18 protein-coding genes and 1 riboswitch are annotated in these 23,237 nt (G+C 72.2%); of the genes, 4 read left to right on the top strand and 14 right to left on the bottom strand.

Annotated elements, in window-relative coordinates; genetic code table 11:
* Positions 1-14: 14 nt before the first annotated feature.
* The 7 genes from ACQEVZ_RS34385 to ACQEVZ_RS34355 all read right to left on the bottom strand — a co-directional run bounded on the left by ACQEVZ_RS34385 (position 15) and on the right by ACQEVZ_RS34355 (position 9,075).
* Positions 15-1,070: a substrate-binding domain-containing protein gene (locus tag ACQEVZ_RS34385; protein WP_433374239.1), complete on the bottom strand. Its 1,056-nt coding sequence runs from the start codon at positions 1,068-1,070 to the stop codon at positions 15-17.
* 140 nt (positions 1,071-1,210) lie between these two features.
* On the bottom strand, positions 1,211-2,260 hold the full coding sequence (locus ACQEVZ_RS34380; RefSeq protein WP_433374236.1) for an ABC transporter permease: 1,050 nt from the start codon (positions 2,258-2,260) through the stop codon (positions 1,211-1,213).
* A complete protein-coding gene (locus ACQEVZ_RS34375; RefSeq protein WP_433374233.1) occupies positions 2,257-3,831 on the bottom strand; it encodes a sugar ABC transporter ATP-binding protein in 1,575 nt (524 codons plus the stop codon). Before ACQEVZ_RS34375 ends, ACQEVZ_RS34380 begins: the two co-directional genes overlap by 4 nt.
* Positions 3,828-4,946, bottom strand: a complete 1,119-nt coding sequence (locus ACQEVZ_RS34370) for an ROK family protein (protein ID WP_425552318.1) — start codon at positions 4,944-4,946, stop codon at positions 3,828-3,830. The genes ACQEVZ_RS34375 and ACQEVZ_RS34370 overlap by 4 nt, the downstream gene beginning before the upstream one ends.
* A 1,611-nt stretch (positions 4,947-6,557) precedes the next feature.
* The gene (locus ACQEVZ_RS34365) at positions 6,558-7,376 is read right to left on the bottom strand and encodes an ABC transporter permease (protein WP_344511867.1); all 819 of its coding nucleotides are present in this window, start codon (positions 7,374-7,376) and stop codon (positions 6,558-6,560) included.
* A complete protein-coding gene (locus ACQEVZ_RS34360; protein WP_433374228.1) occupies positions 7,376-8,143 on the bottom strand; it encodes an ABC transporter permease in 768 nt (255 codons plus the stop codon). Before ACQEVZ_RS34360 ends, ACQEVZ_RS34365 begins: the two co-directional genes overlap by 1 nt.
* Positions 8,143-9,075 (bottom strand): ABC transporter ATP-binding protein, encoded by a 933-nt coding sequence (locus tag ACQEVZ_RS34355; RefSeq protein ID WP_354891234.1) that lies wholly within the window; start codon positions 9,073-9,075, stop codon positions 8,143-8,145. Before ACQEVZ_RS34355 ends, ACQEVZ_RS34360 begins: the two co-directional genes overlap by 1 nt.
* Before the next feature lie 78 nt (positions 9,076-9,153).
* On the opposite strand from ACQEVZ_RS34355, the gene mptB reads away from it, so the two are divergent.
* Positions 9,154-10,767: a polyprenol phosphomannose-dependent alpha 1,6 mannosyltransferase MptB gene (gene mptB, locus ACQEVZ_RS34350; RefSeq protein ID WP_433374225.1), complete on the top strand. Its 1,614-nt coding sequence runs from the start codon at positions 9,154-9,156 to the stop codon at positions 10,765-10,767.
* Between the two features lie 659 nt (positions 10,768-11,426).
* Here the strand turns inward: mptB and ACQEVZ_RS34345 are convergent.
* Both ACQEVZ_RS34345 and dnaG read right to left on the bottom strand, forming a co-directional pair.
* Positions 11,427-11,960 (bottom strand): hypothetical protein, encoded by a 534-nt coding sequence (locus ACQEVZ_RS34345; RefSeq protein WP_433374223.1) that lies wholly within the window; start codon positions 11,958-11,960, stop codon positions 11,427-11,429.
* Between the two features lie 289 nt (positions 11,961-12,249).
* Complete coding sequence (gene dnaG / locus ACQEVZ_RS34340; protein WP_344511874.1) at positions 12,250-14,100, bottom strand: DNA primase; 1,851 nt, start codon at positions 14,098-14,100, stop codon at positions 12,250-12,252.
* Positions 14,101-14,283: 183 nt separating this feature from the next.
* On the opposite strand from dnaG, the gene ACQEVZ_RS34335 reads away from it, so the two are divergent.
* Together ACQEVZ_RS34335 and ACQEVZ_RS34330 are read left to right on the top strand one after the other, a co-directional pair.
* Positions 14,284-15,273 carry a SanA/YdcF family protein gene (locus tag ACQEVZ_RS34335; RefSeq protein WP_433374220.1) on the top strand — a complete coding sequence of 330 codons (990 nt, stop codon included), beginning with the start codon at positions 14,284-14,286 and terminating at the stop codon, positions 15,271-15,273.
* Positions 15,274-15,427: 154 nt separating this feature from the next.
* Positions 15,428-16,633, top strand: a complete 1,206-nt coding sequence (locus ACQEVZ_RS34330) for a polyprenyl synthetase family protein (protein ID WP_433374217.1) — start codon at positions 15,428-15,430, stop codon at positions 16,631-16,633.
* A 110-nt stretch (positions 16,634-16,743) separates the two neighbouring features.
* On the opposite strand, the gene ACQEVZ_RS34325 is transcribed toward ACQEVZ_RS34330, so the two are convergent.
* A complete protein-coding gene (locus ACQEVZ_RS34325; protein WP_354891230.1) occupies positions 16,744-17,484 on the bottom strand; it encodes a hypothetical protein in 741 nt (246 codons plus the stop codon).
* A gap of 150 nt (positions 17,485-17,634) precedes the next feature.
* A riboswitch (cyclic di-AMP (ydaO/yuaA leader) is annotated at positions 17,635-17,777 on the bottom strand.
* A gap of 46 nt (positions 17,778-17,823) precedes the next feature.
* On the bottom strand, positions 17,824-19,338 hold the full coding sequence (locus ACQEVZ_RS34320; protein ID WP_433374213.1) for a diguanylate cyclase domain-containing protein: 1,515 nt from the start codon (positions 19,336-19,338) through the stop codon (positions 17,824-17,826).
* Positions 19,339-19,559: 221 nt separating this feature from the next.
* Between ACQEVZ_RS34320 and ACQEVZ_RS34315 the strand changes: the two genes are divergently transcribed.
* The gene (locus ACQEVZ_RS34315; RefSeq protein ID WP_433374210.1) at positions 19,560-20,246 is read left to right on the top strand and encodes a hypothetical protein; all 687 of its coding nucleotides are present in this window, start codon (positions 19,560-19,562) and stop codon (positions 20,244-20,246) included.
* Here the strand turns inward: ACQEVZ_RS34315 and ACQEVZ_RS34310 are convergent.
* The 3 genes from ACQEVZ_RS34310 to ACQEVZ_RS34300 are packed head-to-tail and all read right to left on the bottom strand — an operon-like array spanning position 20,180 to position 23,225.
* Positions 20,180-21,322 (bottom strand): sensor histidine kinase, encoded by a 1,143-nt coding sequence (locus ACQEVZ_RS34310; RefSeq protein ID WP_433374207.1) that lies wholly within the window; start codon positions 21,320-21,322, stop codon positions 20,180-20,182. The two genes, ACQEVZ_RS34315 and ACQEVZ_RS34310, sit on opposite strands and share 67 nt — an antisense overlap.
* Entirely contained in the window at positions 21,319-21,984 is a 666-nt protein-coding gene (locus tag ACQEVZ_RS34305) for a response regulator transcription factor (RefSeq protein WP_344511881.1), read from the bottom strand. Before ACQEVZ_RS34305 ends, ACQEVZ_RS34310 begins: the two co-directional genes overlap by 4 nt.
* 23 nt (positions 21,985-22,007) lie before the next feature.
* Entirely contained in the window at positions 22,008-23,225 is a 1,218-nt protein-coding gene (locus ACQEVZ_RS34300) for an NAD(P)/FAD-dependent oxidoreductase (protein ID WP_354891226.1), read from the bottom strand.
* Positions 23,226-23,237 lie beyond the last annotated feature (12 nt).

Genomic DNA, 23,237 nt, shown 5'->3' with positions numbered 1-23,237 from the left:
TACCTGACGACCTGCTAGGACTTGAAGCCGAGCGGCAGGTACTTGTCGACGTTGTCCTTCGTGATCGTCTCGGACTGCAGGACGATCAGCTTCGGCACCTGCAGCTCGACCAGGTCGCCCATGCCCTTGCCCTGGGCGGCGAGGCGGGCCAGGATGATCGCCGAGGACGCCATCGACGGCGGGTAGGTGACCGTCGCGGTCAGCACCGTGTCGCCGGCCTTGATGTGGTCCATCGCGTCGCGGGAGCCCGCGCCACCGACCATGAAGAACTCCTTGCGGCCCGACTGCTGGATCGCGGCGAGGACACCGACGCCCTGGTCGTCGTCGTGGTTCCACACGGCGTCGAGCTTCGGCGCGGCCTGCAGCAGGTTGGCCATGGACTTCTGGCCGGACTCGACGGTGAAGCCCGCAGCGACGCGGTGCTTGACCGTGAGGCCGTAGGTCTTGAGCGCGTCGGCGAAGCCCTTCGACCGGTCCTTGGTCAGCTGGAGCTCGTCGATGCCCGGGATCTCGCCGATGACGGCGTCGGTCTTGCCCTTGAGCTTCTCGCCGATGTACTTGCCGGCGGCGATGCCCATGCCGTAGTTGTCGCCCTTGATCAGCGAGAACGAGGCGGCCGAGTCGGAGAACTCACGGTCCAGGTTGATGACGATGATGCCGGCCGCGGTGGCCTTCTTGCCGATCTCGGTCAGCTGCGCGCCGTCCTGCGGCAGCAGCACGATCGCGTCGGGCTTCGAGCCGATCAGGGTCTCCAGCGCGGCGATCTGCGCGGGGGCGTCCTTACCGGCGTCGACGACCTTGAGGGTCACGTCGGAGAACTTGGCGGCCTGCGCCTTGGCGTTCGCGGTGATCGCGCCGATCCAGCCGTGGTCGGCGGCCGGGGCGGAGAAGCCGATGGTGACGGCCTTGCCGGGCGCCTCGGTGGCGGCGGCGTTCTCCTTGGTGGTGGTGCCGGCGTCGCTGTCCTTCTTGTCGTTGGACGTGCAACCGGCGAGCAGTGCACCGGCGCCGAGGGCGGCCCCGCCGAGGAGAAGCTTACGGCGGGACATGTCACCCGAGGATGCGCTCATCACGACCTCCTGGTCGTCTGTGGGATGGGGGGGCGGGTAGGTTTTGCTGCATTTTGGGCGTGTTGATCCACACTGCCGTCGACGACGGCGGTGCTGGGTGTTCGGTGGCGATGCGCCCTATCGGGGTGGGACCGAAGTGCCTATCTGTTGAGGCGGGTCCGGAGGAAGGAGCCGACCCGGAACTGCTGGATGAGGACCGCGGCGACGATGATGCCGCCGTTGATGATCCGCTGGACGTCCAGCTGCAGGTTGTTGACGATGAACAGGTTCGTGATCTGGGTGAAGATCAGCACGCCGAGGAGCGAGCCGACGATGGTGCCGCGGCCGCCGGTGAGGGCGGTGCCGCCGATGATCGCGGCAGCGATGGCGTTGAGCTCGTACAGGTCGCCGTGGGTGTTGCTGCCGGAGGTGGTCTGGGACACGATCATCAGCGCGGCGATGCCGCAGCAGAGGCCCGACAGCACGTACAGCAGCATCGTCTGCAGCCGGACGTTGATGCCGGCCAGGCGGGCGGCCTCGGCGTTGCCACCGATCGCGATGGTGCGGCGGCCGAAGGTGGTGCGGTTGAGCAGGACCCAGCCGAGCGCGGTGACCAGCACGAAGATGATGACCATGTACGGGACGCCGAGCAGGCGGTCGCCGGCGAGGCTCTTGATGAACGGGTCCGACGTGATCTGGGTGTGCGACCCGGAGATGTTCTGGGCGAGACCACGGGCGGACAGCATCATGGCGAGCGTCGCGATGAAGGGCACCAGCTTGCCGTAGGCGATCAGGCCGCCGTTGACGAGGCCGGCGGCCGCACCGACGGCGAGCGCGGTGAAGACCATCGCGGCCGGCCCCATGTCCTGGGTCGCCACGGTGGTGCACCAGACGCTGGCGAGGGCCAGCAGCGCGCCGACCGACAGGTCGATGCCACCGCTGATCATCACGAACGTCATGCCGACCACGATCACGCCGATGCTGGACGCCTGGGTCAGCACGGTCAGCTCGTTGGACCAGAGCCGGTCGAGGTCGAGGAAGATGTCGGGACGGGTGACGGCACCGATGATCAGCAGCAGCACCAGGACCCCGATGAGGGCGAGGTTGCGCTTGACGGAATCGGCACCGTCCCGCTGCAACCAGCCCTGCCCGGCGGCGTTCGCCGCGCCCTTGCTCAGCTCCACGGAGTCGGGTGTGGTCGCGGTGCTCATGCTGCGGTCCCTTCAGGGGCGGTGCTCGCCAGATCGGCCCCGTCCAGCAGTGAGCCGGCCATCACGAGGTCGAGCACGGTGTCTTCGTCGAGTTCGTCCGCCGGAGCCTCCCGTACGAGCCGTCCCTCACGCATGACGAGCACACGGTCGGACAGGCCCAGCACCTCGGGCACCTCGCTGGACACGAGCAGCACACCGACACCCTCGTCGGCGAGTCTGCGGATCACCTGGTAGAGCTCGGCACGGGCGCCGACGTCGACGCCTCGGGTGGGCTCGTCGAGCAGGAGCAGCCGGGTGCCGCCCAGCAGCCACCGGCCGACGACGACCTTCTGCTGGTTGCCGCCGGAGAGGGTACGCACGGGGCGCCGGACGTCGTTCGGGCGCAGGTCGAGGCCCTGGGTGATCTTCTGGGCCTCGGAGCGCTCGCGCCCGGCGTCGGTGAAGCCGGCGCGGGCGAAGCGGGTGAACCCGGCGAGGGTGACGTTGCGGTAGATCGGCTCGCCGAGCAGCAGCGCCTGGCTCTTGCGCTCCTCGGGGGCCATGCCGATGCCGGCCTTCACGGCGGCGTTGACGCTGCCCTTGCGCAGCACCTTGCCCCCGATCGCGACCGTGCCGGCGGTGGCGCGGCGGGCGCCGAAGATGGTCTCCAGCACCTCCGACCGCCCGGAGCCGACCAGGCCGGTGATCCCGACGATCTCCCCCGCGTGGACGTTCAGCGAGATGTCGCTGAATCGCCCTTCCAGGCTCAAGCCATCGACGCTGAGCAGCAGCTCTTCCGCCGGCTTGTCCGACTTATTCGACTTATCCGATTTATCCGGGAAGACGTACTCGATGGTGCGGCCGGTCATCTTGCTGACCAGCTCGCGGGTCGGCGTGGCCTTCGCGTCGAGGTTGGCCGCCGTGGTGCGGCCGTCCTTGAGCACCGTCACGCGGTCGCCGATCTCGCGGATCTCCTCCATACGGTGGGAGATGTAGATGACCGCGATGCCCTGCGCCGTCAGCGCGCGGACCATGCGGAACAGGTTCTGCACCTCGTCGTGGGCGAGCACGGCGCTCGGCTCGTCCATGATGAGCAGCCGCGCCTCGCGGGACAACGCCCGGCCCATGCTCACGATCTGCTTCGCGGCGGCCGGCAGCTTGCCGACCTCCCGGCCCACGGGGATCTCCGCGTGGCCGAGCCGCGCGAGGATCTCCGCCGCGCCGTGGCGCATGGTGCGCCGGGCGACGAACCCGGCACTGTGCGGCTCGTGACCGAGGTACATGTTCTCGGCGACGCTGAGGCCGTCGACGAGGTCGAGCTCCTGGTAGATGGTGGCGATGCCGGCCTTCATGGCCGTCTGCGGGCTGTTGAACGTGGCCGGCTGACCCAGCCACATGATCTCGCCGGAGTCCGGGGTGTGCGCGCCCGAGAGCACCTTGATCAGCGTGGACTTGCCGGCGCCGTTCTGCCCGAGGAGGCAGTGCACCTCCCCGGCCCGCACCTCCAGCTGGACCCCGTCGAGCGCACGGACGCCGGGGAAGGTCTTCACCACATCGGTAAGTTTCAGGACGATGTCGTCCGTAGTTGTCATGATGGCCGTCCATATGCGAGTTCGCTGGCCAGGACCGCGGCGCCAACAACGCCGGCGCGGGGGCCGAGCTCGGACAGGACGACCGGCAGATTGCCGGTCGCGAGGGGAAGCGAACGCCGGTAGACGACGCTACGAATCTCCGCCAGCAGGATGTGACCGAGGCCGGCGAGACCGCCGCCGATCACGATCATCGACGGGTTGATGAAGCTGACCAGGCCGGCCAGCACCCCACCCACCCGGCGCCCACCGTCACGGATCAGGCGGATGCACGTGACGTCACCCTCGGCGGCGCCGTCGGCGACGTCCTTGGCGGTCACGATGCCGTTGGCGTTCAGCCGGTCCGCGAGCGCCGGTGAGGCACCGCTGCGGGCCGCCGCCGTCGCGTCACGCGCCAGCGCGCCGCCACCGAACAAGGCCTCCAGGCAGCCGACGTTGCCGCACGAGCACACCGGCCCGTGACTGTCGACCTGGATGTGCCCGATGTCGCCGGCACACCCGTCGGTGCCCCGGTACACCTCACCGTTGAGGTAGATGCCGCACCCGATGCCGGTCCCCACCTTGAGGAAGAGCAGGTTGTCCACCGAGTGCGCGACGCCGCCGTAGCGCTCGCCGATGCTCATGATGTTCACGTCGTTGTCGACGACGACCGGGCAGTTGAACTCGCGCCCGAGCACCTCCCGCACCGGGAACCTGTCCCAGCCGGGCATGATCGGTGGCGAGACCGGAACGCCGTCCCGGAAACTGACCGGCCCTGGCACGCCGATGCCGATGGCGTGCAACCGCTCGAACGAGCCATCCACACGGAACTTGTGCAGAATCTCGTTGACCCGTTGCAGTATTACTTTCGGTCCCGACCTGATGTCGGCGGGTTCCCCGTACGCCGCGACCGGCTCCAGCCGCCCGTCGGTGATCTCGACGTCGATCGAGCTCGCCCCCAGGTCCACCGCGGCGAACCGCAGATCCGGGTTCAGCTCCACCAGCGTCGACCTGCGACCACCCCGGCTCGCCGCCGGGCCCGCCTCGCGGATGAGCCCGGTCGCGACGAGCGCGTCCAGGTCCGCGAGCAGCCGCGGCCGCGGCACCTCCAGGCGATCCGCCAGCTCCGCACGCGACAACGCACCGGTGTCCCGCAACAAGCGGAGCAGGCGCGACTGAACGGGGCCGTCTACCGCACTGACCGTGTTCACAATGGCACCTCCTCATCTGGTCGCAGGCAGGCGTCCGCGACACGCGGCTACACCACCACACCTCCGTTGAGGTGCCGGTTGCCGGGTCGTGTGCCATGCGTTACACCCGTGTTGCGTCGAGACTTTAGGCCCTCCGAAGCGCCGCGTCTAGGTCTTCTATCTCCCGTTACCAAACTTTTGCTGAATCCAACGGAAGTTGACCCTTTTCCGAACGTTACCGCGTTTCCCCAGCTCAAGCTGTAATTCCCCCCACCGCTGCCGCGGCGGACCCCTGCGGGGATCCTCACCCGCACCCCAATGCGCCGCTCCGCGACGCACTGCCCGCACCGAGGCTCGAGCCAGGCCGAGCGGCGCATGCGCGCCGCATCCGGTGGCCGCCCTCCGCAGTGACCAGGGCTCCCCATGCTCCGGGAAGACCTTGCGCCACCTGGGCTGCACAAACCCTTCCGGATCACGGACCCCGTCAGCCCCGACCCGCACCCAGCGAACAGACGTTGACCAATACCCCGCATGCCCCCGCCGCGCGATGGACGTTGCGCGATCCACCCACAGCTCGATCGCTCAACCCGCCGCGGATCCCACACCGCCTGTGGACAAAAGCCGCAAAGCTGGGCATTGATCAACGTCTGTGGCGGCTGGGCGAACAGCGTCTGCCCGCACCGCCAGATCCGCCCCTGGACCAGGCAACAGCCCCGTCACCGAACGCACCACCGCACCCGGACCAGGGCAACGGCCCCGTCGCCGGACTCGACCACATGATCCAAGGACAACCCTGGCCACGCGCACGACCAGACCCGTCCTTGGATCAAGCCAGCACCCGCGACGGCCAGTCACCCGACACCGTGCACACACCGATCCCGAGCACCCGATCGAAGGACAACCCTGGCCACCCCCACCGCCACATCCGTCCTTGGATCAACCGGGCCGGCGCACACCGCAACAGCGCGGTCGCCGATCCCGAGCACTCGATCAAGTGCGGTCATGGCCACCCGCACCGCCAGATCCATCCCTTGGATCAACTGGTCCGGCGCACACCGCAGCTGCGCCGCTCACCGGTCCCGGGCGCTTGATCGAAGGACAACCCTGGCCGCCCACACCGCCAGATCCGTCCTTGGATCATGCGGTCCGGTGCACATCGCGGCGGCGCGGTCGCCGGTCTTGAGCGCTTGATCGAAGGATGGTCATGGCCGTGGGCCTGCCCAGCGCCGCCGGTCCATCCGGATGCCGACGGTCACGGCCGTTGCAACATCCCGCATCGACATCACCACGGCGGCTCGGCCAGGACCCCGCGACAGACCCGAGCCCGGAGCACGGTCCAGCCCCACCCAGCTCGGCCCGACCCGGAAACTGCATCACCCGAGCCGCGCCGCCCGAAGGCCACACCATCCGCAACCACACCGCCCGAAGTCGCACAGCGTGGAGCCAGACAGCGTGGAGCCGGACAGCCCGAAGCCCCGATGCCCCGCTGCCATGCCTCAGCGGCGGCGGGCAAACTCCCACCAAGGCGGAGCCGTCAGCCGGCTGGACGACGCGGGTCGCTCACTTCAGCAGCAGGGTGCCCATCCGGCGGCTGGCCATCGTCAGGCCGACCGCGGCCAGCGCGGCCAGGTACGCCACGTGCCACAACAGCGTCCAGTCCGGCGAGCCCGTCGTGATCGCCCGGAGCAGGGCGACGCCGTGATACAGCGGCGTCAGCTCGATCAGGACCTGCAGCGGCGCGGGGAAGTCCGACGGTGGGGAGAACGTGCCGCTGAACAGGAACAGCCCGAACTGGGTCACGTTGATGTAGTCGAAGTCCTGCCAGGAGCGCAGCAGCGTCGACAGCCCCATCCCGAGCGCCCCGAACGCGAACCCCACCAGCAGCGTCACGGGTAAGGCCACCAGCGCCCACCCCCACGTGGTGAGGTCCAGCGCCGCCATGACCAGGAGGAAGACGGCGGAATACATGCCGCCGCGGCACATCGCCCAGACGAGCTCGCCGACGGAGACCTGCATGGGCGTGATCGGGGTGGCGAGCGTCGCATCATAGATGCGCATGAACTTGAGCTTGCCGTAGAAGTTCATGGTGGTCTCCGCGAGCGCCCCGTTCATCGCGGAGGCGGCCAGCATCGCCGGCGCGACGAACTGCGCATAGGTCACGAGCCGGCCGTCGGGCAGCGCGATGTCCCCGACGAGCCGCCCGACGCCGACGCCGATCGACAGCAGGTACAGCAGCGGCTCGACGAAACCGGACAGCAGCACCCACCAGTACGCCGCATGCCTGGCCGCCGCGAGGTTACGCGCGGTGACGGAGAGGGCCCCGGAGGCGCGGTGGTCGAGACGGGACATCGCCCGCGGGAAGATCAGTGTCGTGACCATCAGTCGCCCAGCTTCCGGGTGAACGAACGCACCGCCAGCACATAGCCCACCGCGCACCACACCGCCAGGACCGCGACGTGGGCGGGCGGCCCCCAGGCGGTCGTGGTGCCCAGTGTCGCGGCCCGGGAAAGCTCCACGCCGTGCCACAGCGGCGACACGTACGCCAGCAGCCGAGCCGCCACAGGCAGGCTCTCCACGGGGAAGAACACGCCGGCGAAGAGCGTCATGGGCACCACCGCCACGCGGAACAGCACCGCGAACGCCCCATCGGTCTCGGTCCGCGCCGCGAACGCGAAGCACGGCGCCGCGCACGCCACGCCCAGCAGCATGGAGACCAGCGGGGTCGTGAGCGCCCACCACGAGTGCAGCGCGCCGAACAGCGCCAGCACCACCAGGAACCCGATGCTCGACAGCGCGACCCGCAGCGTGACGAACGCCAGATGCCCCCGCAGCACGTCACCCACCGTGAGCGGCGACGCCCGCATCGCGTGGTAGACCCGTGTCCAGTTGAACCCGCCGAACACCGGCCACGTCGAGTCGGCGACCGCGACCTGCAGGGCGGTCGAGGCGAGCAGCCCGGGCCCGAGATAGTCCAGGTACGGCACGCCGATCGACGTCGACCGCTCGTCGATGTAGTGCCCGACGGTGATCCCCATCGCGACCAGGAACATCGCCGGCAGCGCGAACGAGCTGAACACGCTCGCCCGCCAGGTGCGTTTGTAGGACACCAGGTGGTATTCGAGCGCCAGGGCGGTCCGGTGAGCCATCAGTCCACCAGCGTCCGACCGGTGAGCTGCAGGAACACGTCTTCGAGCGACCCGCGCCGGACCAGCACGCTCGACGGCGTCAGCCCCCGCGCGTGGACCTGCGCGGCGGCCGCGTCGCCGTCGCCGGTGTAGACCAGGATGCGGTCGGGCAGCACCTCGGTGCGCTCACCGATGCCCTCCAGCTTGCCGGCCAACCCGTCGAGCGGCTCGTTGCCGAACCGCACCTCGAGCACCTCCCGCGTCGAGTGCCGCTCGATCAGCTCGCGCGGCGAGCCCTCCGCGACGATCCGGCCGCCGTCCATGACGACCAGGCGGTCGCACAGCTGCTCCGCCTCGTCCATGTAGTGCGTGGTGAGCACCAGCGTGACGCCGCGCTGCTTGAGCCGGAACAGCCGCTCCCACACCAGGTGCCGCGCCTGCGGGTCGAGGCCGGTGGTCGGCTCGTCGAGCAGCACGATCTCGGGCTCGTTGACCAGGGCCCGCGCGATCGTCAAGCGGCGCTTCATGCCGCCCGACAGCGGCTCGACCTTGTCGCCGGCGCGGTCCGCCAGCTGCACGAACTCCAGCAGCTCCATCGCCCGCGCCCGCGCGACCCGGCGCGGGATGTTGAAATACCGCGCATACACCGTCAGGTTTTCCAGCACGGTCAGCTCGAGGTCGAGCGAGTCCTGCTGCGGGCACACCCCGAGCCGCGCCCGGATCGCCGAACCGTCCCGCGCCGCGTCCATGCCCAGGATCCGCAGCGAGCCGCCGGTCGGTCGCGACACGCAGCCGATCATGCGCATCGTGGAGGACTTGCCCGCCCCGTTGGGCCCGAGGAACCCGAACGCCTCCCCCGCCCGCACCCGCACGTCGATCCCGTCGACCGCGGTGAAGGCACCGAACTGTTTCACCAGCCCGGTCGCCGCGATCAACGCTCCGTCATCAGCCACGTGGCGACACTAACCCGGGGGTCTGACAAAAATCGGTCCGATTTGCCGCCGGCGACGGCCGGTTGGCACCATGTGCTGGTGAGCGTCAACCCGCGCTGGCTCGGGCTGGCCGCTTCCGTCCTCCTCGCCACCAGCGGTTTCCTGGCTGGCAAGCCGGTGCCGCACGACGGGCCGTGGCTGCTCGGTGTGATCGTGTGGTTCGTCGCCCTCGCGATGCTGATCCGCGCCTGGTGGACGCTGCGCGACGCGACCGACCAGCGCGGCCTGCTGGTCACCGCCGCGCTCTGGAGCGTCCCGCTGCTGGTCGCGCCGCCGCTGGGCAGCCACGACATTTACGCGTACGCCTGCCAGGGCCAGCTCTTCGACGCCGGCTTCGACCTCTACGAGGTGGGGCCCGCCGCACTGCCCTGCACGTGGCTGTCCGACGTGCCCGAGCTGTGGCGCGAGACCCCCACGCCCTACGGTCCACTGTGGATCGCCATGGAGGGCGCCGCGGCCTGGCTCGCGCACGGCAGCCTGCCCGCCGCCGTGCTGTTGCTGCGCCTCGCCGCCGTGCTCGGCCTGGTGCTGTGCGTCGCCGCCGTGCACCGCCTCTCCCGCGGCAACGCACTGCTCGCCGCCAGCCCGCTCGTCCTCGTCCACGTCGTGTCCGGCGCTCACAACGACGTCGTCCTCGCGGGCCTGGTCCTGGCCGGTTTCGTCGCCGCGAGACGGCCCGGCTTCGCGGCGGCCGCCGCGTCCGGGCTCGCCTTCGGCCTCGCCGTCGCCGTCAAGGTCACCGCGCTCGGCGCCGTGCCGTTCGCCCTCCTGTTGGTGTTTTTCGCCGGTACGACCAGAGCCCGCTGGACGAGCACCCTCACCTTCGGCGTGACGATCGGAGCGACCTACGCCCTCCTCGCGGTGCTCACCGGCCACGGCCTCGGCTTCCTGCACGCCCTCGGCTCGACCAGCACCATGGTCCAGTGGCTCTCCATCCCCACCGGCGTGGGCATGGCCGTGGGTTACGTGCTGCGCGTGCTCGGTCACCCAGAGTCGTTCGCGACGGCGGTGGCGGTCGCGCGGGCCGTGGGACTGCTAGCGTTGGCGGTGATCCTGCTGGGGCTGTGGTGGCGGACCGCGACCACCTTGGCCTCGCTCAAACGCGCCGCCCACCCCGGCGGCGCACCGATCAACAGCGGCAGCGCGACGGGCCCCGAGCCAGGGGACAGCGTCACCACAGGCCGCGATGCCACGGCCGACCGCGCGACGGCCAGCAGCGCGACGGGCGGCATGACCGGCGGCGACGCGGCTGACGGCGTGACCGGCGGCGCGGCTGACGGCGGCGCGACGGGGCGGCGGGCGCAGGACGTGGTGCTGACCGCGGCGGGGTGCGGCATGCTCGCGGCCGCGGTGCTCGGCCCGGTGTTCTACGCCTGGTACGCGATCGCCGGCATCGCCCTGCTCGCGGGCACGACGCTCACCGGCCGGCTGCGCACGGTCGTGCTGGTCGCCGCGGCCGGGTTGCCGCTGCTGACGCTGCCCGACAGCCTGGGGCTGGCGACGAAGACGAAGGTGCCCGGGGCGTTCCTGGACGTCGCGCTCGTCACGGCCGCCGCCGTCCACCTGGTCCGCCGCCGTCGCCGATCCGCGCCCCCGCCTGCCGCACACTCGACCCAGGGCACACCCGCCGTCAGCGGGCCGGCCACCGACTGACCGACCCAACCAGCCAGCACCGCAGCCACCCCTCGCCGCAGTCCGCCCAAGCGACACTCCCACCCTCAGCGGACCAGGCTCCCGACCGCCCACACAGCGTGGCAACCATCCCACGTCGCGAGCCACCCAAACGGCACCCCACCGTCGGCGGACCAGGCTCCCGACCGCCCACACAGCGCGGCAACCGCCCCCCGTCGCGAGCCGCCAAAAATGGCACTCCACCGTCGGCGGACCAGGCTCCCGACCGACCGACCAGCCAGCGCGGCAACCATCCCACGTCGCGAGCCGCCAAAAACGGCACCCCACCGTCGGCAGACCAGGCTCCCGACCGACCAGCCAGCGCGGCAACCATCCCACGTCGCGAGCCGCCCATGCAGCATCCCACCATCAGCAGACCAGGCTCCCGGCCTGCCACTCCGACCAGCCAGCGTGGCAACCACCCCACGTCGCGGGCGGCTCAGCGGCACCGCCGTCAGCGGACCAGAGGACCCTCCCAACCGTTCAGCGGCGCGGGCGACCCACGTTGTGAGCCGCCCGGTGGTATCGGCGACAACCGGCCGGGGTTCGGGTCGGGTGCTGGGTGGCGGACCGTCCACCCGAAGGGCCGGCTGGGGCGAAACGTTGCGGGCGCGGTCGCCGTCGGGGGCAGGTGGGTGGGGTCAGGCGGGGGTGCCGATCGACTGGCGGGCGGCGGCGACCAGAGCGGCGGTCTGTTCGGTGACGGCGGGGGCGGTGGGGTCGACGCCCTCGTCGTAGCGGACGGTCCAGCGCAGGCCGTCGACGCCGCTGACGCGGCGGGCGACGACGCGGACGCCGAAGCCGGTGGTGAGCGGGTGGTGCGAGGTGTGCGCGATGGACTTGTTGACCCGGGTGCGGACCTGCTCAGGCACCCTGTCGGGGTCGAGCAGCGTGATGACCAGCGGCGTCAGGTCCTCCATGACGACGTACCCACCAGGGCCGTCGACGGGCAGCTCCCGGGCGGCGATGAGGGCCAGCTGCCGGCCCGACCACGTGGCCTTGTGGATCTCGTGCCAGCCGAGCCGCTCGCCCGCGCCGGGGAGCCAGAGGCCGAGGTTGGTGACGACGACCACGGTGTCGCCGGTCGCGCCCGCCCACGACACGACGCGCTCGTCGGCGGCGAGGGCGGGCCGCCGCGCGGGTGGCAGCCGGCGCTTCTTCAGGAAGCCGAACACGACGCTCTCCTTCTGTCGGACGACCGCAGGACCAGACCCCGGCCGCACCCCACCGACCTGCTACCCACCGCGAACCGGCCACGCACCACCGCCGGCAACCCGCCGCCGACCACCGGACCCCCGCCGCGAGCCGACCCCGAGCCGGCCACCACAAACCCGTCGCAAGCCGACACCGCACCGACCACCAGCAGCGACCGCCCGCCTGCGCCGAAGCGGCCACGAGCGCCAGAACGGCCACGAACGCCGGAGCGGCCAGGGGCTCCGGGACACCCGCCCCGCACGCGCACGGTCACCAGCGGCTGGCACTGCGGTCGCGCAGCGCCCTCGCGTGCTGCTCCAGGGAGACGAGCTCGCTGAAGAGGCGCAGATACTCGTCGGCGTGGGTGACCGGGTTGATGCGCTGCTGCTTGGACTTGAGGTCGGCGATCCGGCGGTTGAGGGCGGGCAGCTGCAGCCGGACGATCGTGGCCTCGACATAGCGGGGGTCGGGCTCGCCGTCGAGGCGGAGCGGCTCGACGGCCAGCTCGGTGACGAGGGCCGCGGCGGCCGGGTCGGGGCACGCCTCGCGGACCCGCTCGATCCAGACGGCCCCGCCGGTCGCGGACGAGGCGCCGCCGGCGTCGGCGATCGCGGCGCGCAGCGCCGTGTAGGTGGGGTGGGCGTAGATGTCGGCGCCGATGACGTCGAACATGGGGCCGGCGAGGGCGGGCTGCTGGAGGGCGAGCTTCAGCGCCTCGCGCTCGACGAGGGCCTCGGCGCTGTCGGGCGCGAGGATCTTGCGGGTGGAGGCGGCGGGCGGGGGCTCGACGACGCCCTTCGCGGCGGCGCCGACGGCGCGCTGGACCGTCTCCAGCTCCATGCCCAGGTCGCCGGCGAGCTTGCGGGCGTACTCGGGGCGCAGGGTGCGGTCCTTGATCTTCGCGACCAGCGGGGCGGTGGCCTTGAGGGCGCCGACGCGGCCTTCGGCGGTGTCGAGGTCGAAGCGCTGGATGACGGAGCGGAGGGCGAAGTCGAGCAGCGGCTGGCGGTCGGCGACGAGGTCGCGGACGGCGACGGGGCCCTTCGCCATGCGCAGCTCGCACGGGTCCATGCCGTTGGGGCCGACGGCGATGAACGTCTGCGCGACGAACCGCTGGTCGTCCTCGAAGGCGCGCAGCGCGGCCTTCTGCCCGGCGGCGTCACCGTCGAAGGTGAAGATGATCTCGCCGCCGTAGCCGTCGGCGTCCAGCAGCAGGCGGCGCAGAACCGCGATGTGGTCGGCGCCGAACGCGGTGCCGCAGGTGGCGACCGCCACGGGCACGTCGGACAGGTGGCAGGCCATCACGTCGGTGTAGCCCTCGACGATGACCACCTTGCTCTGCTTGGCGATCTCGCGCTTGGCCTGGTCCACCCCATACAGGACGTGGGACTTCTTGTAGAGCGGGGTCTCGGGCGTGTTCAGGTACTTCGGGCCGTCGTCGTCGTCGAACAGCTTCCGTGCGCCGAAGCCGATCACGTCGCCGGAGATGTCCTTGATCGGCCACAGCAGGCGGCGGCGGAACCGGTCGATGAGGCTGCCCGAGCGGGCCTCCTTCGACAGCCCGGCGGTGATCAGCTCCTGCGCGGAGAAGCCCTTCAGCCGCAGGTGCTTGCTCAGCGGGTCCCAACCCTCGGGCGCGAAGCCGCAGCCATAGCGCTCCGCCTCCTCGCGGCCGAAGCCGCGCTGCGCGAGGAACTCGCGGGCCAGCCGGGCGCCGGGCGAGCCGAGCTGCTCGGCATAGAAGCGGGCCGCCTCGGCGTGCGCGGCGATGAGCCGCTGCTTCTGACCCGTCTGGCGGACCGGCGCGCTGCCCGCCTCGACATACTGCAGCTGCAGGCCGGCGCGGCCGGCGAGCCGCTCGACCGATTCGACGAACGTCAGGTGGTCGTGGTCCATCAGGAACTTGATGGCGTCGCCGCCGGCACCGCAGCCGTGGCAGAAATACACGTTGCGCGCGGGCGAGACGTTGAACGAGGCGGTCTTCTCGTCGTGGAACGGGCACAGCCCTTTCAGGTTGCCGCCCCCGGCCGACTTCAGCGTCACGTGCTCGGAGATCACATCCGCGATCGCGGTGCGCTCCCGTACCAAGGCGATGTCCTCGTCCTTGATCTTGCCGGCCACCCGACGCCACCTCCCCAACCCGAGGCCTACATCCTGCCTCGCGCCTACGACAATTTACGACCTCACCCGTGCAACACCACACCGGCCACGGCCTCGCCCGGACAAAACCACACAGCCACGGCTTCACACGGCCAACACCACACGGGCACCATGGGCGCACATCACCGTGCGATGCTGGCCGCCATGCCGAAACTGCGGGACGAGCGGGTCGCCTGGCTGGCCGTACAGGACCACCTGCGGCGGCGCAGTCGGCGGCTGGGGCCGTGGGGCTGGCTGCTGACGATCGCCACGCTGGGCGCGTGGGCGGTGCTGCGGTCCCAGGGGCGCGGGGCGGCGCGGATGGCGGCGTATTCGCTCGCCGTCGACCACGTCACCGGCTACCTCGACGACGACGAGCGCGAGACGCTGCGCACGCACGGCACGGTGCCGCCGTGGTTCCTGTTCGAGGTCGAGCGGGCCAGGTGGGCGGCGCGCGACAAGCAGTCGCTCCCCGCCGGCCGCGAGACCCGCCTGGAGCGGCGCCGCCGGATCCTGCTCAGGGTCGTCCTCACGGGGACCGTCGCGGCCACCGTCCTCGTGTTGTCACCGACCGTGTGGGTACGGGCGGCCTCCCTCGGCCGTATCGGTCCTGCCTCGACGGCCCCGGACGCGGGCGTCGCGATCGTGTTCGGGGCCCAGGTCGCGCCGGGCGGGCAGGAGCCGATGCCGTTCCTCAAGGGGCGGCTCGACGTCGCCGCGCAGCTGCTCACGTCCGGCAAGGTGAAGGCGCTGCTCATCTCCGGTGACGCGCAGGGCGGATCCGGAGATGAGGTCCGGGTCATGCGCGACTACCTGGCGGGCAAGGGCGTCGATCCGGCCAGGATGGTCGTCGACCCGCACGGACTCGACACCTATGACACGTGCCGCCGTGCCCGCGACGTGTACGGCGTGACGAAGGCCATACTCGTCAGCCAGGAGCTGCACCTGCACCGTGCGGTGACGCTGTGCCGGCGGCTGGGCGTCGACGCGTACGGGGTGCCCGCCCTCTGCGAGGGATGCCAGCAGGTGACGATCTGGTACAACACGGCCAGGGACGTCGCGGCCGGGCCGAAGGCCGCCTGGGAGGCCCTCCGGCACCGGCAGGCCGCAGTCGTGTCACCACCGGATCCATCCCTGCTGCAGGCGATGCGCTGACCCGCCCACCATCGTGGTTTTGGGCACGCCCGGCAGGCACCGGCGGCATACTTGACCCGTCCACGGCGCCGACATCAGATCGGCGCTTGTCCATGCCTGGCCCGATGGGTGGTGCGTTACCGGTGATGATCCCGCGTCCGGGGGTTTCCGGCTGATGGTCACCGTGCTGCGCACCGTCGACGACGTCCTCGCATGGGCGGAGCTGCTGGTCGGGCCGCCGCTGCGCACCGCCGTCGGGCGCCTCCCGGAGCCGTCGCGCGAGGTGGCCGAGCTGCAGCTCGGCGGGCTCGACGAGGACCCGCCCGCCGCCCGTACGCGCGCCGCACTGACACTCGTCTGCGCGGGCGCCGTCGGTGGTGACCCGCACGACGCGGTGGCGGGCGCCGTCGCGGTGGAGCTGGTGCACCACTGGTCGGGGCTGCAACGGGACCTGTTCGACGGCGACCTGACCCGCCTGCACCGGCCGACCGCCTGGAGCGTGGTGGGGCCGCACCCGGCGACGCTGGGCGGGCAGGCGATGCTGGCGCTCGCGTTCGACGTGGCGGCGACCGGCGACCCGACCAGACGCGTGCCACGCCCGCTGCGCCAGGCCAGCCGCGCCACGCCCGACACCGCGCCGTCCGTGCCGGCTGCGCCGTGCAGGGAGCCGGTGCGGCAGGACCGGGCGACGCGGGACAGGTTCACCGAGCAGCACGGCACCCCCGACCCGTGCACCGACGCGCGGCGGCAGTCCGGGGCGGCGTCCGTCGACCGGGCCGGCGTCCGCATCCTCGGCGACACCGTCCAGCAGCTCCTGCACGGCCAGCACACCGACCTCAGCACGGCCCTGGACGCCGCGCTGCCCCGGCACCGCTCCGGCAACGACCTGCTCCGCACGTGCATCTCCGCGGTCGAGCAGCGCAGTGGCGCCCTCTTCGGCTGCGCGTGCGCTCTCGGGGCGCTCGCAGGCGGCGGCGACCCGGCGCGGGTGGAGCAGCTGCGGCTGTTCGGGGTGCGGCTCGGGCTGGCCGTCCGGTTCGCCGAGGACCTGCAGGGCATCTGGGGCGACCCGGCCGTGACGGGCCGCCCGGCGTTCGCCGACCTGCGCGGCCGCCGCCGCTCGCTGCCGGTCGCCGCCGCCCTCGCCGCGGGCGCCGACGAGCTGGCCGACCTGCTGCACCGCGAGACCCGCCTCAGCGAGGCCGACCTGGAGCGCGCCGCGAAGGTCGTCGAACGCTCCGGCGCCCGCTCCTGGTGCGCCCAGCAGGCCGACGACCTCCTCGCGCAGGCCCTGGTCGCCCTCGACCTGGCGATCCCCGAGCCGGCCGCGGTCGCCGAGCTCGTCGCCCTGGCCCGCTGGGCGACCCGCCACCCGGCCTGACCAACACCCCCGCCGGCGATCCACAAAACCCGCGCCTGACCGGCGGCCCATGAAACCGGCGCCTGACCGGCGCGACCCGAGAAGGCGCGCCGGCCGGGTGCGGGTGAGCGTCAGGAGAGGGCGGCGACCACCTGCTCCGCGCGGGTGGCGTGCTTCTGGTACGCGCCGGGGAACGCCGACCGCTGCACCGCCTGGGCCGCGGCGGTCACGCTCATCCGCTGCCAGCCCTCGACCCGGTTGAGGGCGTTGTAGAAGAGCATCGCGGAGTGGGCGGGGTTCATCAGCTCGGCGACGGTGCCCCAGCCCTGGCTGGCCCGCTGCTGGAAGAGCCCGACCGAGTCGTGGTCGGTCGAGGTGCCGTCGTGCGGCAGCCCGAGGGACGCGGGCACGGCGGAGCTGGCGACGTTGTACAGGTCGCTCTCCTGCATCGCCGTCGCGATCGCCACGACCAGGGCCCGGTCGGGCATGCCCTGCGCCCGGCCCTGCTTGACGATGATCGCGGCGTTGTCCATCTGCCGCTGGTCGAGGCCGGCGACGGGCTTGACGACCGGCGGCGCCGGCGGCACGGGCGCGGCGGGCACCGCGACGGCCAGGGGCCCCGTCGCGGGCGCCGGCGCCGCGTCGGCGGAGGGCGCGGACGACGGCCCCGAAGCGGACAGGGACGACGGCGACGGCCAGGACCAGGCGGCCGCGGACTCGGCATACGCGGGGCCGGTGAACATCGACGCCGGCGAGTCAGCCGGCAGGGTGCCCAGCAGCGTGGCGGACAGGACGGCGACCGAGACGGTGCCGGCCCTGGCGCCGAGCACGGGCACCAGCCGGCGATGTCGCGGGTGGAACTGGCGTGGCAACACCTTCAATATGGGCTTCACTACTGATGTTTCCTTCGTTGGCAGGCAGAAGACATGCGGCATCGGCACGCCGCCCGAGGGCGGCATGCTGGAAGGGGGGAACCAGTGGTGAGGTGTTACGAGGGCGCGCGGGCGGCCGGCATCGACGCAGACTCCTTCCGGTGCCGCCTACCGGGTTAGCTGACGGGTTCGGGCGGGAAGTTTCGCCCTACCGCGGCCAGGCCGCGGATACACCCCAGAGGACGCGCATGGGTCCCCGGCTCGCGAAGATCGCGACTCGACGGCGCCCGCCCGGCAGCACCGATGCGGTGCAGGTCGACCGGAGCGGACTCAACGACCCTACTGGGCCGTCTCGGGCCGGGCCAACCGCAGCAACGGCATACCACCCTGAGCACCCGAACGCTCACCGAACGCCGTCACCCGTCTGGTCACCTCGCCGGCGTGACGACCGCCCTTGACCAGGTACATCGCGCGGTCGGCGGCCCGCAGCGCGGCGCCCGCGTCCTCGACCGTGTCATCGATCACGGCCACGCCGACGCTGACCCTGACCCGCATGATCTGCCCCTGGTGCGTGACGGGTGCGCAGACGGCGCGTTCGAGGCGGTCGACCAGCACGCCGAGGTCACCGGCGGCGACGTTGCCCATGAGGACGACGAACTCGTCGCCGCCGAGGCGCGCGACGGTGTCGGTGGGCCGCACCAGCGACTGGAGGCGCTGCGCGACGGCGACGAGGACCGCGTCGCCGGCCTCGTGGCCGAGGGTGTCGTTGACGATTTTGAAGTCGTCGAGATCGCAGAAGAACAGCACGCTGATCACCTGCTCGGTGCGGGCCCGCCGGATCGCGGCCGCGAGGGGTTCGGCGACGGCCTCGCGGTTGGCCAGGCCGGTCAGCGGGTCGCGGGAGGCCCTGCGCACCAGGTCGGCCTCGGTGGCCTTGCGGCTGGTGATGTCCTGCACCTGCGTGATCGCGAACGCGGGCGACCCGGCGACCACCGACATCGTCGCGGAGATCCAGATCGTCTCGCCGTCGCCGCGGACGCAGCGCACCTCGTAGTCGCGGATCGTGCCGGCGCCGCCGGCGAACACCTCCCGGCTGCGCTCGAAGTCGTCAGGGTGGATGAAGTCGCCGAAGCGCATCGAGACGAGCACGTCCTCGTCCCGCCCGAGCAGCTCGCACAGCGCGGGGTTGACCCGGACGAGGCGGGTCGTGTCGGCACCCTCCAGGCCGATCATGCACATGCCGGTGCCGGCGCCGTTGAACGCGAGCCGGAACGCGGCCTCGCTCGCCTCCAGGTGCTGCCGCTCCCGGCGCAGCGCCTCGACCAGGTTGGCGTTGTTGATCGCGATGCCGGCCTGCGCGGCGAGCATCTCCAGCAGCTCGCGCTGGAACGCGCCGGGCCGCCTGCCGTCGGCGGGCAGGTCGACGCTGAGCACGCCGACGAGCGAGCCGTCGGGCGCGCACAGCGGCGCGAACAGGGCGTCGAGGGGGTGCCAGCGCTCCTCCTCCGGGATGCCGTCCGCGCCGTCGGGGGCGGCGGGGATCCAGGACTGGATGCCGTCGTTGTGCCGCTCGTGCGGCAGGAACCTCAGCTGCCCCCACTCGTCGGCGGCGGCGAGGTGCGCGTCGAACTCCGCCGCCGGGTACCGGACGCCGAGCAGCTCCGCCCGCGCCTCCTCGGACCCGGCGATGGCGACGGCCTCGTACACACCCTCCGGATGCAGGTAGTTGACCACGGCGGCGCCGAACCCGACGTGCTCGACGACGGCGTCGGCGATCCGGTTCAGCGTCTCGACGACGGTGCTGCCGGTGTTGATCCGCCCCGTGATCCGGTAGACGGAACGGATGGCGGCCATCGCCATGTCCCGATCTCGATCCACGGCTCGCCTACCCCGATCCGGCCGACCCTGCAGCCCTCACATCGACGCAACGCCTCCGATCCTAAGCAATTACGGGCGCGGTCCGCCGCCACGCGGACCCGGGTCAGCGCCGCGGCTGACGACGGCACGGCGGCGGCCGGCTTACGGTTCCGGCTCGACATCCCGTCGAGCCACACAAAATCGCCTGAAAGGTCGCTATGCCACACAAACTCCGCCGCCTCGTCGCCGGGGGCTGCCTGGTCGCCGCCCCGCTGGTGTACGTGGCGGGCCTGCTCACCGACCCCGCGCTGCGCGCCGGCGACGCCGCGGACGGCGCGTACGGCCGCCACCCCGGTCAGGTCTCGGTGAGCGCCGCGCTGCTGCACTGGAGCTGGGTCCTGCTCGTGCCCGGCATCATCGGCATGATCCACCTGGTCCGCCGGCGCGCCGTGCTCTTCGGGCACATCGCCGGGCTCGTCGCGCTGCTGGGCGTCGTCAACTTCTCCGCGCTGATGCTCGGCGACTTCTTCTACGCCCGGCTCGAGGCGGACCTCGGCACCGCGGCGGGCGACCGCCTCGCCGACGCCGCCTTCGCCGCCGGCGGGGCACAGTGGGGGTTCCAGGTGCCGGGCTTCCTCGGGCTGCTCGGGGTGCTCCTGCTGGGGTTGGCGCTCGCGTACGACCGGCGCGTCCCCTGGTGGGCACCGCCGGCGATGCTGGCCGGGATGCTGGCCGGCCCCGTCTACCCGATCGGCATGATCGCCGGCAGCCTGCTCTACATCGCGGGCTCGGGTGTGATCGGCGTGCGGATGCTGCGGATGACCGACGCCGAGTGGGCTCAGGAGCCGGTGGCGGGCGGGACCGCCGCGGCGCCGCCGAGCGGGAACGTGGCCGCGACGGTGTAGCCACCGCCGGGCCGGGGCCCCGCGTGGAGGGTGCCGCCGTGCAGGGCCGCCCGCTCCCGCATCCCGGCGAGCCCGTGCCCCGTGCCGGCGACCGCGGCCGACCCGTCGTCGCTGACCTCGACGGTCAGCGCGGGCGGCGGGAAGCCGATCTTCACCTCCACCGTCGCGGCCCGGGCGTGCTTGAGCGTGTTGGTCAGCGCCTCCTGGACCACGCGGTACGCGGCCAGCCCGAGCGCCGGCGGCACCGGGCGCGGCGTGCCGGTCGTGCCGATCCTGACCTCGAGGCCGGCGGCGCGCAGCGGCGCGGCGAGCCGGTCCAGCTGGTCGAGGCCGACCGGCGCCCGCCCGTCACGCAGGACGCCGAGCAGCATCCGCAGCTCCTCGACCGTCTCCCGGCCGGACCGCTCGACGCTGTGCAGCAGGTCGCGTTCCCGTTCGCGGGCGGGATCGCCGGCCAGCAGCATCCGCACCCCGCCGGCCTGCAACGTCATCAGGCTGACGTGGTGGGAGATGACGTCGTGCAGCTCCCGCGCGATGCGGGTGCGCTCCTGCGCGGCGGCGACCGCGGCCCGCTCGGCCATCCGGATCGTCCGCTCCGTCTGGCGCCGCAGCAGGACGCCGCTGCCGTACGCGACGCCCATGAAGATCGCGCCGATCAGTCCCTCCGCGAGGTCCTGCCCCGGCAGCGTCTGCAGCAGGGCGTAGGCGGCCAGGACGGTGGCGGCGCCGGCGGCCCGGGCCCGCCGCCCTGACGCCGCGCTGCCCACGGTGTGCACGAGGATGAGATTGGAGTAGAACTGCCAGGCGGTGAGCGGGTAGTCGTCGTCCAGGACCGCGAACCGGAACAGGGCCGACAGCACCGTCAGCACGGCGAGGGTCGCGATCGGGAACCGGCGGCGCGGCAGCAGGATCACGCCGGCGAGCAGCGCCCCGGCGGCGACGAGCCCCGGCCGGTGCACCTGCCCCGGGCCGGCACCGGCCCGCCCGTACGCCTCGACGACACCGGCCCCGGCGACCGCGAGCGCCAGCACGGCGTCGAGCCAGGACGGCCGCGACGGCCCGGGAGCGCCGGTCATCCGCCCGGCCGGACGAGGCCCGCCTCGTAGCCGTACACCACGGCCTGAATCCGGTCGCGCAGCCCGAGCTTGGTGAAGATCCGGCCGACGTGGGTGCGGACCGTCGCCTCCCCCATCAGCAGCCGCGCGCCGATCTCGGCGTTGGACAGCCCGCGGACGAGCTGCTCGAGGACCTCCCGCTCCCGCCCGGTCAGCGTGTCCAGCGCGGGCGGCGCGACGGGCTCGGGGCGGGCGGCGAACGACGCGATCACCCGGGTGGTCACCGCCGGGTCGATAAGCGCGTCGCCGGCCGCCGCGATCCTGACCGCGTCGACGAGCTGCTCCGGCGGTGACACCTTCAGCAGGAACCCGCTGACCCCGAGCCGCAGCGCCGCGTGCAGGTGCTCGTCGGTGTCGAACATGGTGAGCAGCACGACCTTCGGCGGCCGCGGCCCGGCGAGCACCTCCCGGGCCGCGGCCAGCCCGTCCAGCCGCGGCATGGCGATGTCCATCACGAGCACGTCGGGCCGCAGCCGCTGGACGGCCGCGACCGCCTCCACGCCGTCGGACGCCTCGCCGACGACGGTGATCGATCCGGCGGCCGCCGTCTCCACGACCAGCCGCAGGCCGGCCCGGATCATCGCCTGATCATCGGCGATGACCAGCCTGACCTGCTCAGACATACCTGCAGGATAGCCAGCGCGGGCTAGCCCAGCAGCTCGCCCAGCGGCACCTTCGGGTCCTCGAGGCGGACCAGGTCGACGGTGGTGCCGGCCCAGCCGGCGCGGACGAGGGCCTGGATGTCGTCGGTGACGTCCCAGACGTTGACGTTCATGCCGGCGAGGACGCGGCCGTCCTGGACCCAGAAGGCGATGAACCCGTCCGCGACCGAGGTGCCGCCGCGGAAGACGACCCGGTCGTAGCCGCCGGGTGCGACGAAGCCGGAGTACTCCATGCCGAGCTCGAACTGGTCGGAGTAGAAGTACGGCACCCGGTCGTAGGTGGCGTCGCCGAGCAGGGACTTCGCCGCGACCTTGCCGCCGTTGAGGGCGTTGGCCCAGTGCTCGACGCGGATGCGCCGGCGCAGGCCGGGGTGGTCGAGGTTGACGACGTCACCGGCGGCGTAGATGTCGGGGTCGGAGGTGCGCAGGGCGGCGTCGACGAGGATGCCGTTGTCGACCTCGAGTCCGGCGTCGACGGCGAGCTCGGTGTTGGGCTGGATGCCGACCCCGACGACGGCGACGTCCGCGGGCAGCTCCGTGCCGTCGGCGAGCACGACCGACCGCAGCTTGCCGTCGGCGCCGCGGAACTCCGCCACGGAGGCGCCGAAGCGGAACTCGACGCCGTTGGCGCGGTGCAGGTCGGCGAAGACGGTGGCGACCTCGTCGCCGAGGACCCGCTGCAGGGGCAGGTCGGCGACCTCGACGACGGTGACGGTCGCGCCGTGCTTGCGGGCCGCGGCGGCGGTCTCCAGGCCGATCCAGCCGGCGCCGACCACGACCACGCGCTCGGCGCTGCCCAGGTGCGCCAGCAGCGCGTCGGACTCGTCGACGGTGCGCAGGTAGCGCACGCCGGTCAGGTCGGCGCCCGGCACGTCGAGGGTGCGGACCCGGGAGCCGGTGGTGAGCAGCAGCTTGTCGTAGTGCAGCTCGTCGACGCCGTCGAGGGTGACGGTGTGCGCGGACGGGTCGACGCGGGTGACCCGGGTGGCGAGGCGCAGGTCGACGCCGTTCTCGGCGTACCACGACTCGGGGTGGACGAACGCCTTCTCACGGGCGTCCTTGTCGCCCTGCAGGTAACCCTTGGACAGCGGGGGCCGCTCGTAGGGGCGCTCGGTCTCCTCGCCGATCAGCACGATCCGGCCGGTGAAGCCCTCGGCGCGCAGCGTCTCCGCCGCCTTCGCCCCCGCGAGGCTCGCGCCCACGATCACAAATGT

Source organism: Dactylosporangium sp. CA-152071 (assembly GCF_050936335.1).
Taxonomy (GTDB): domain Bacteria; phylum Actinomycetota; class Actinomycetes; order Mycobacteriales; family Micromonosporaceae; genus Dactylosporangium; species Dactylosporangium maewongense.
The sequence above is the reverse complement of the archived record's forward strand: the minus strand, read 5'-3'. Positions and strand labels throughout refer to the sequence as shown.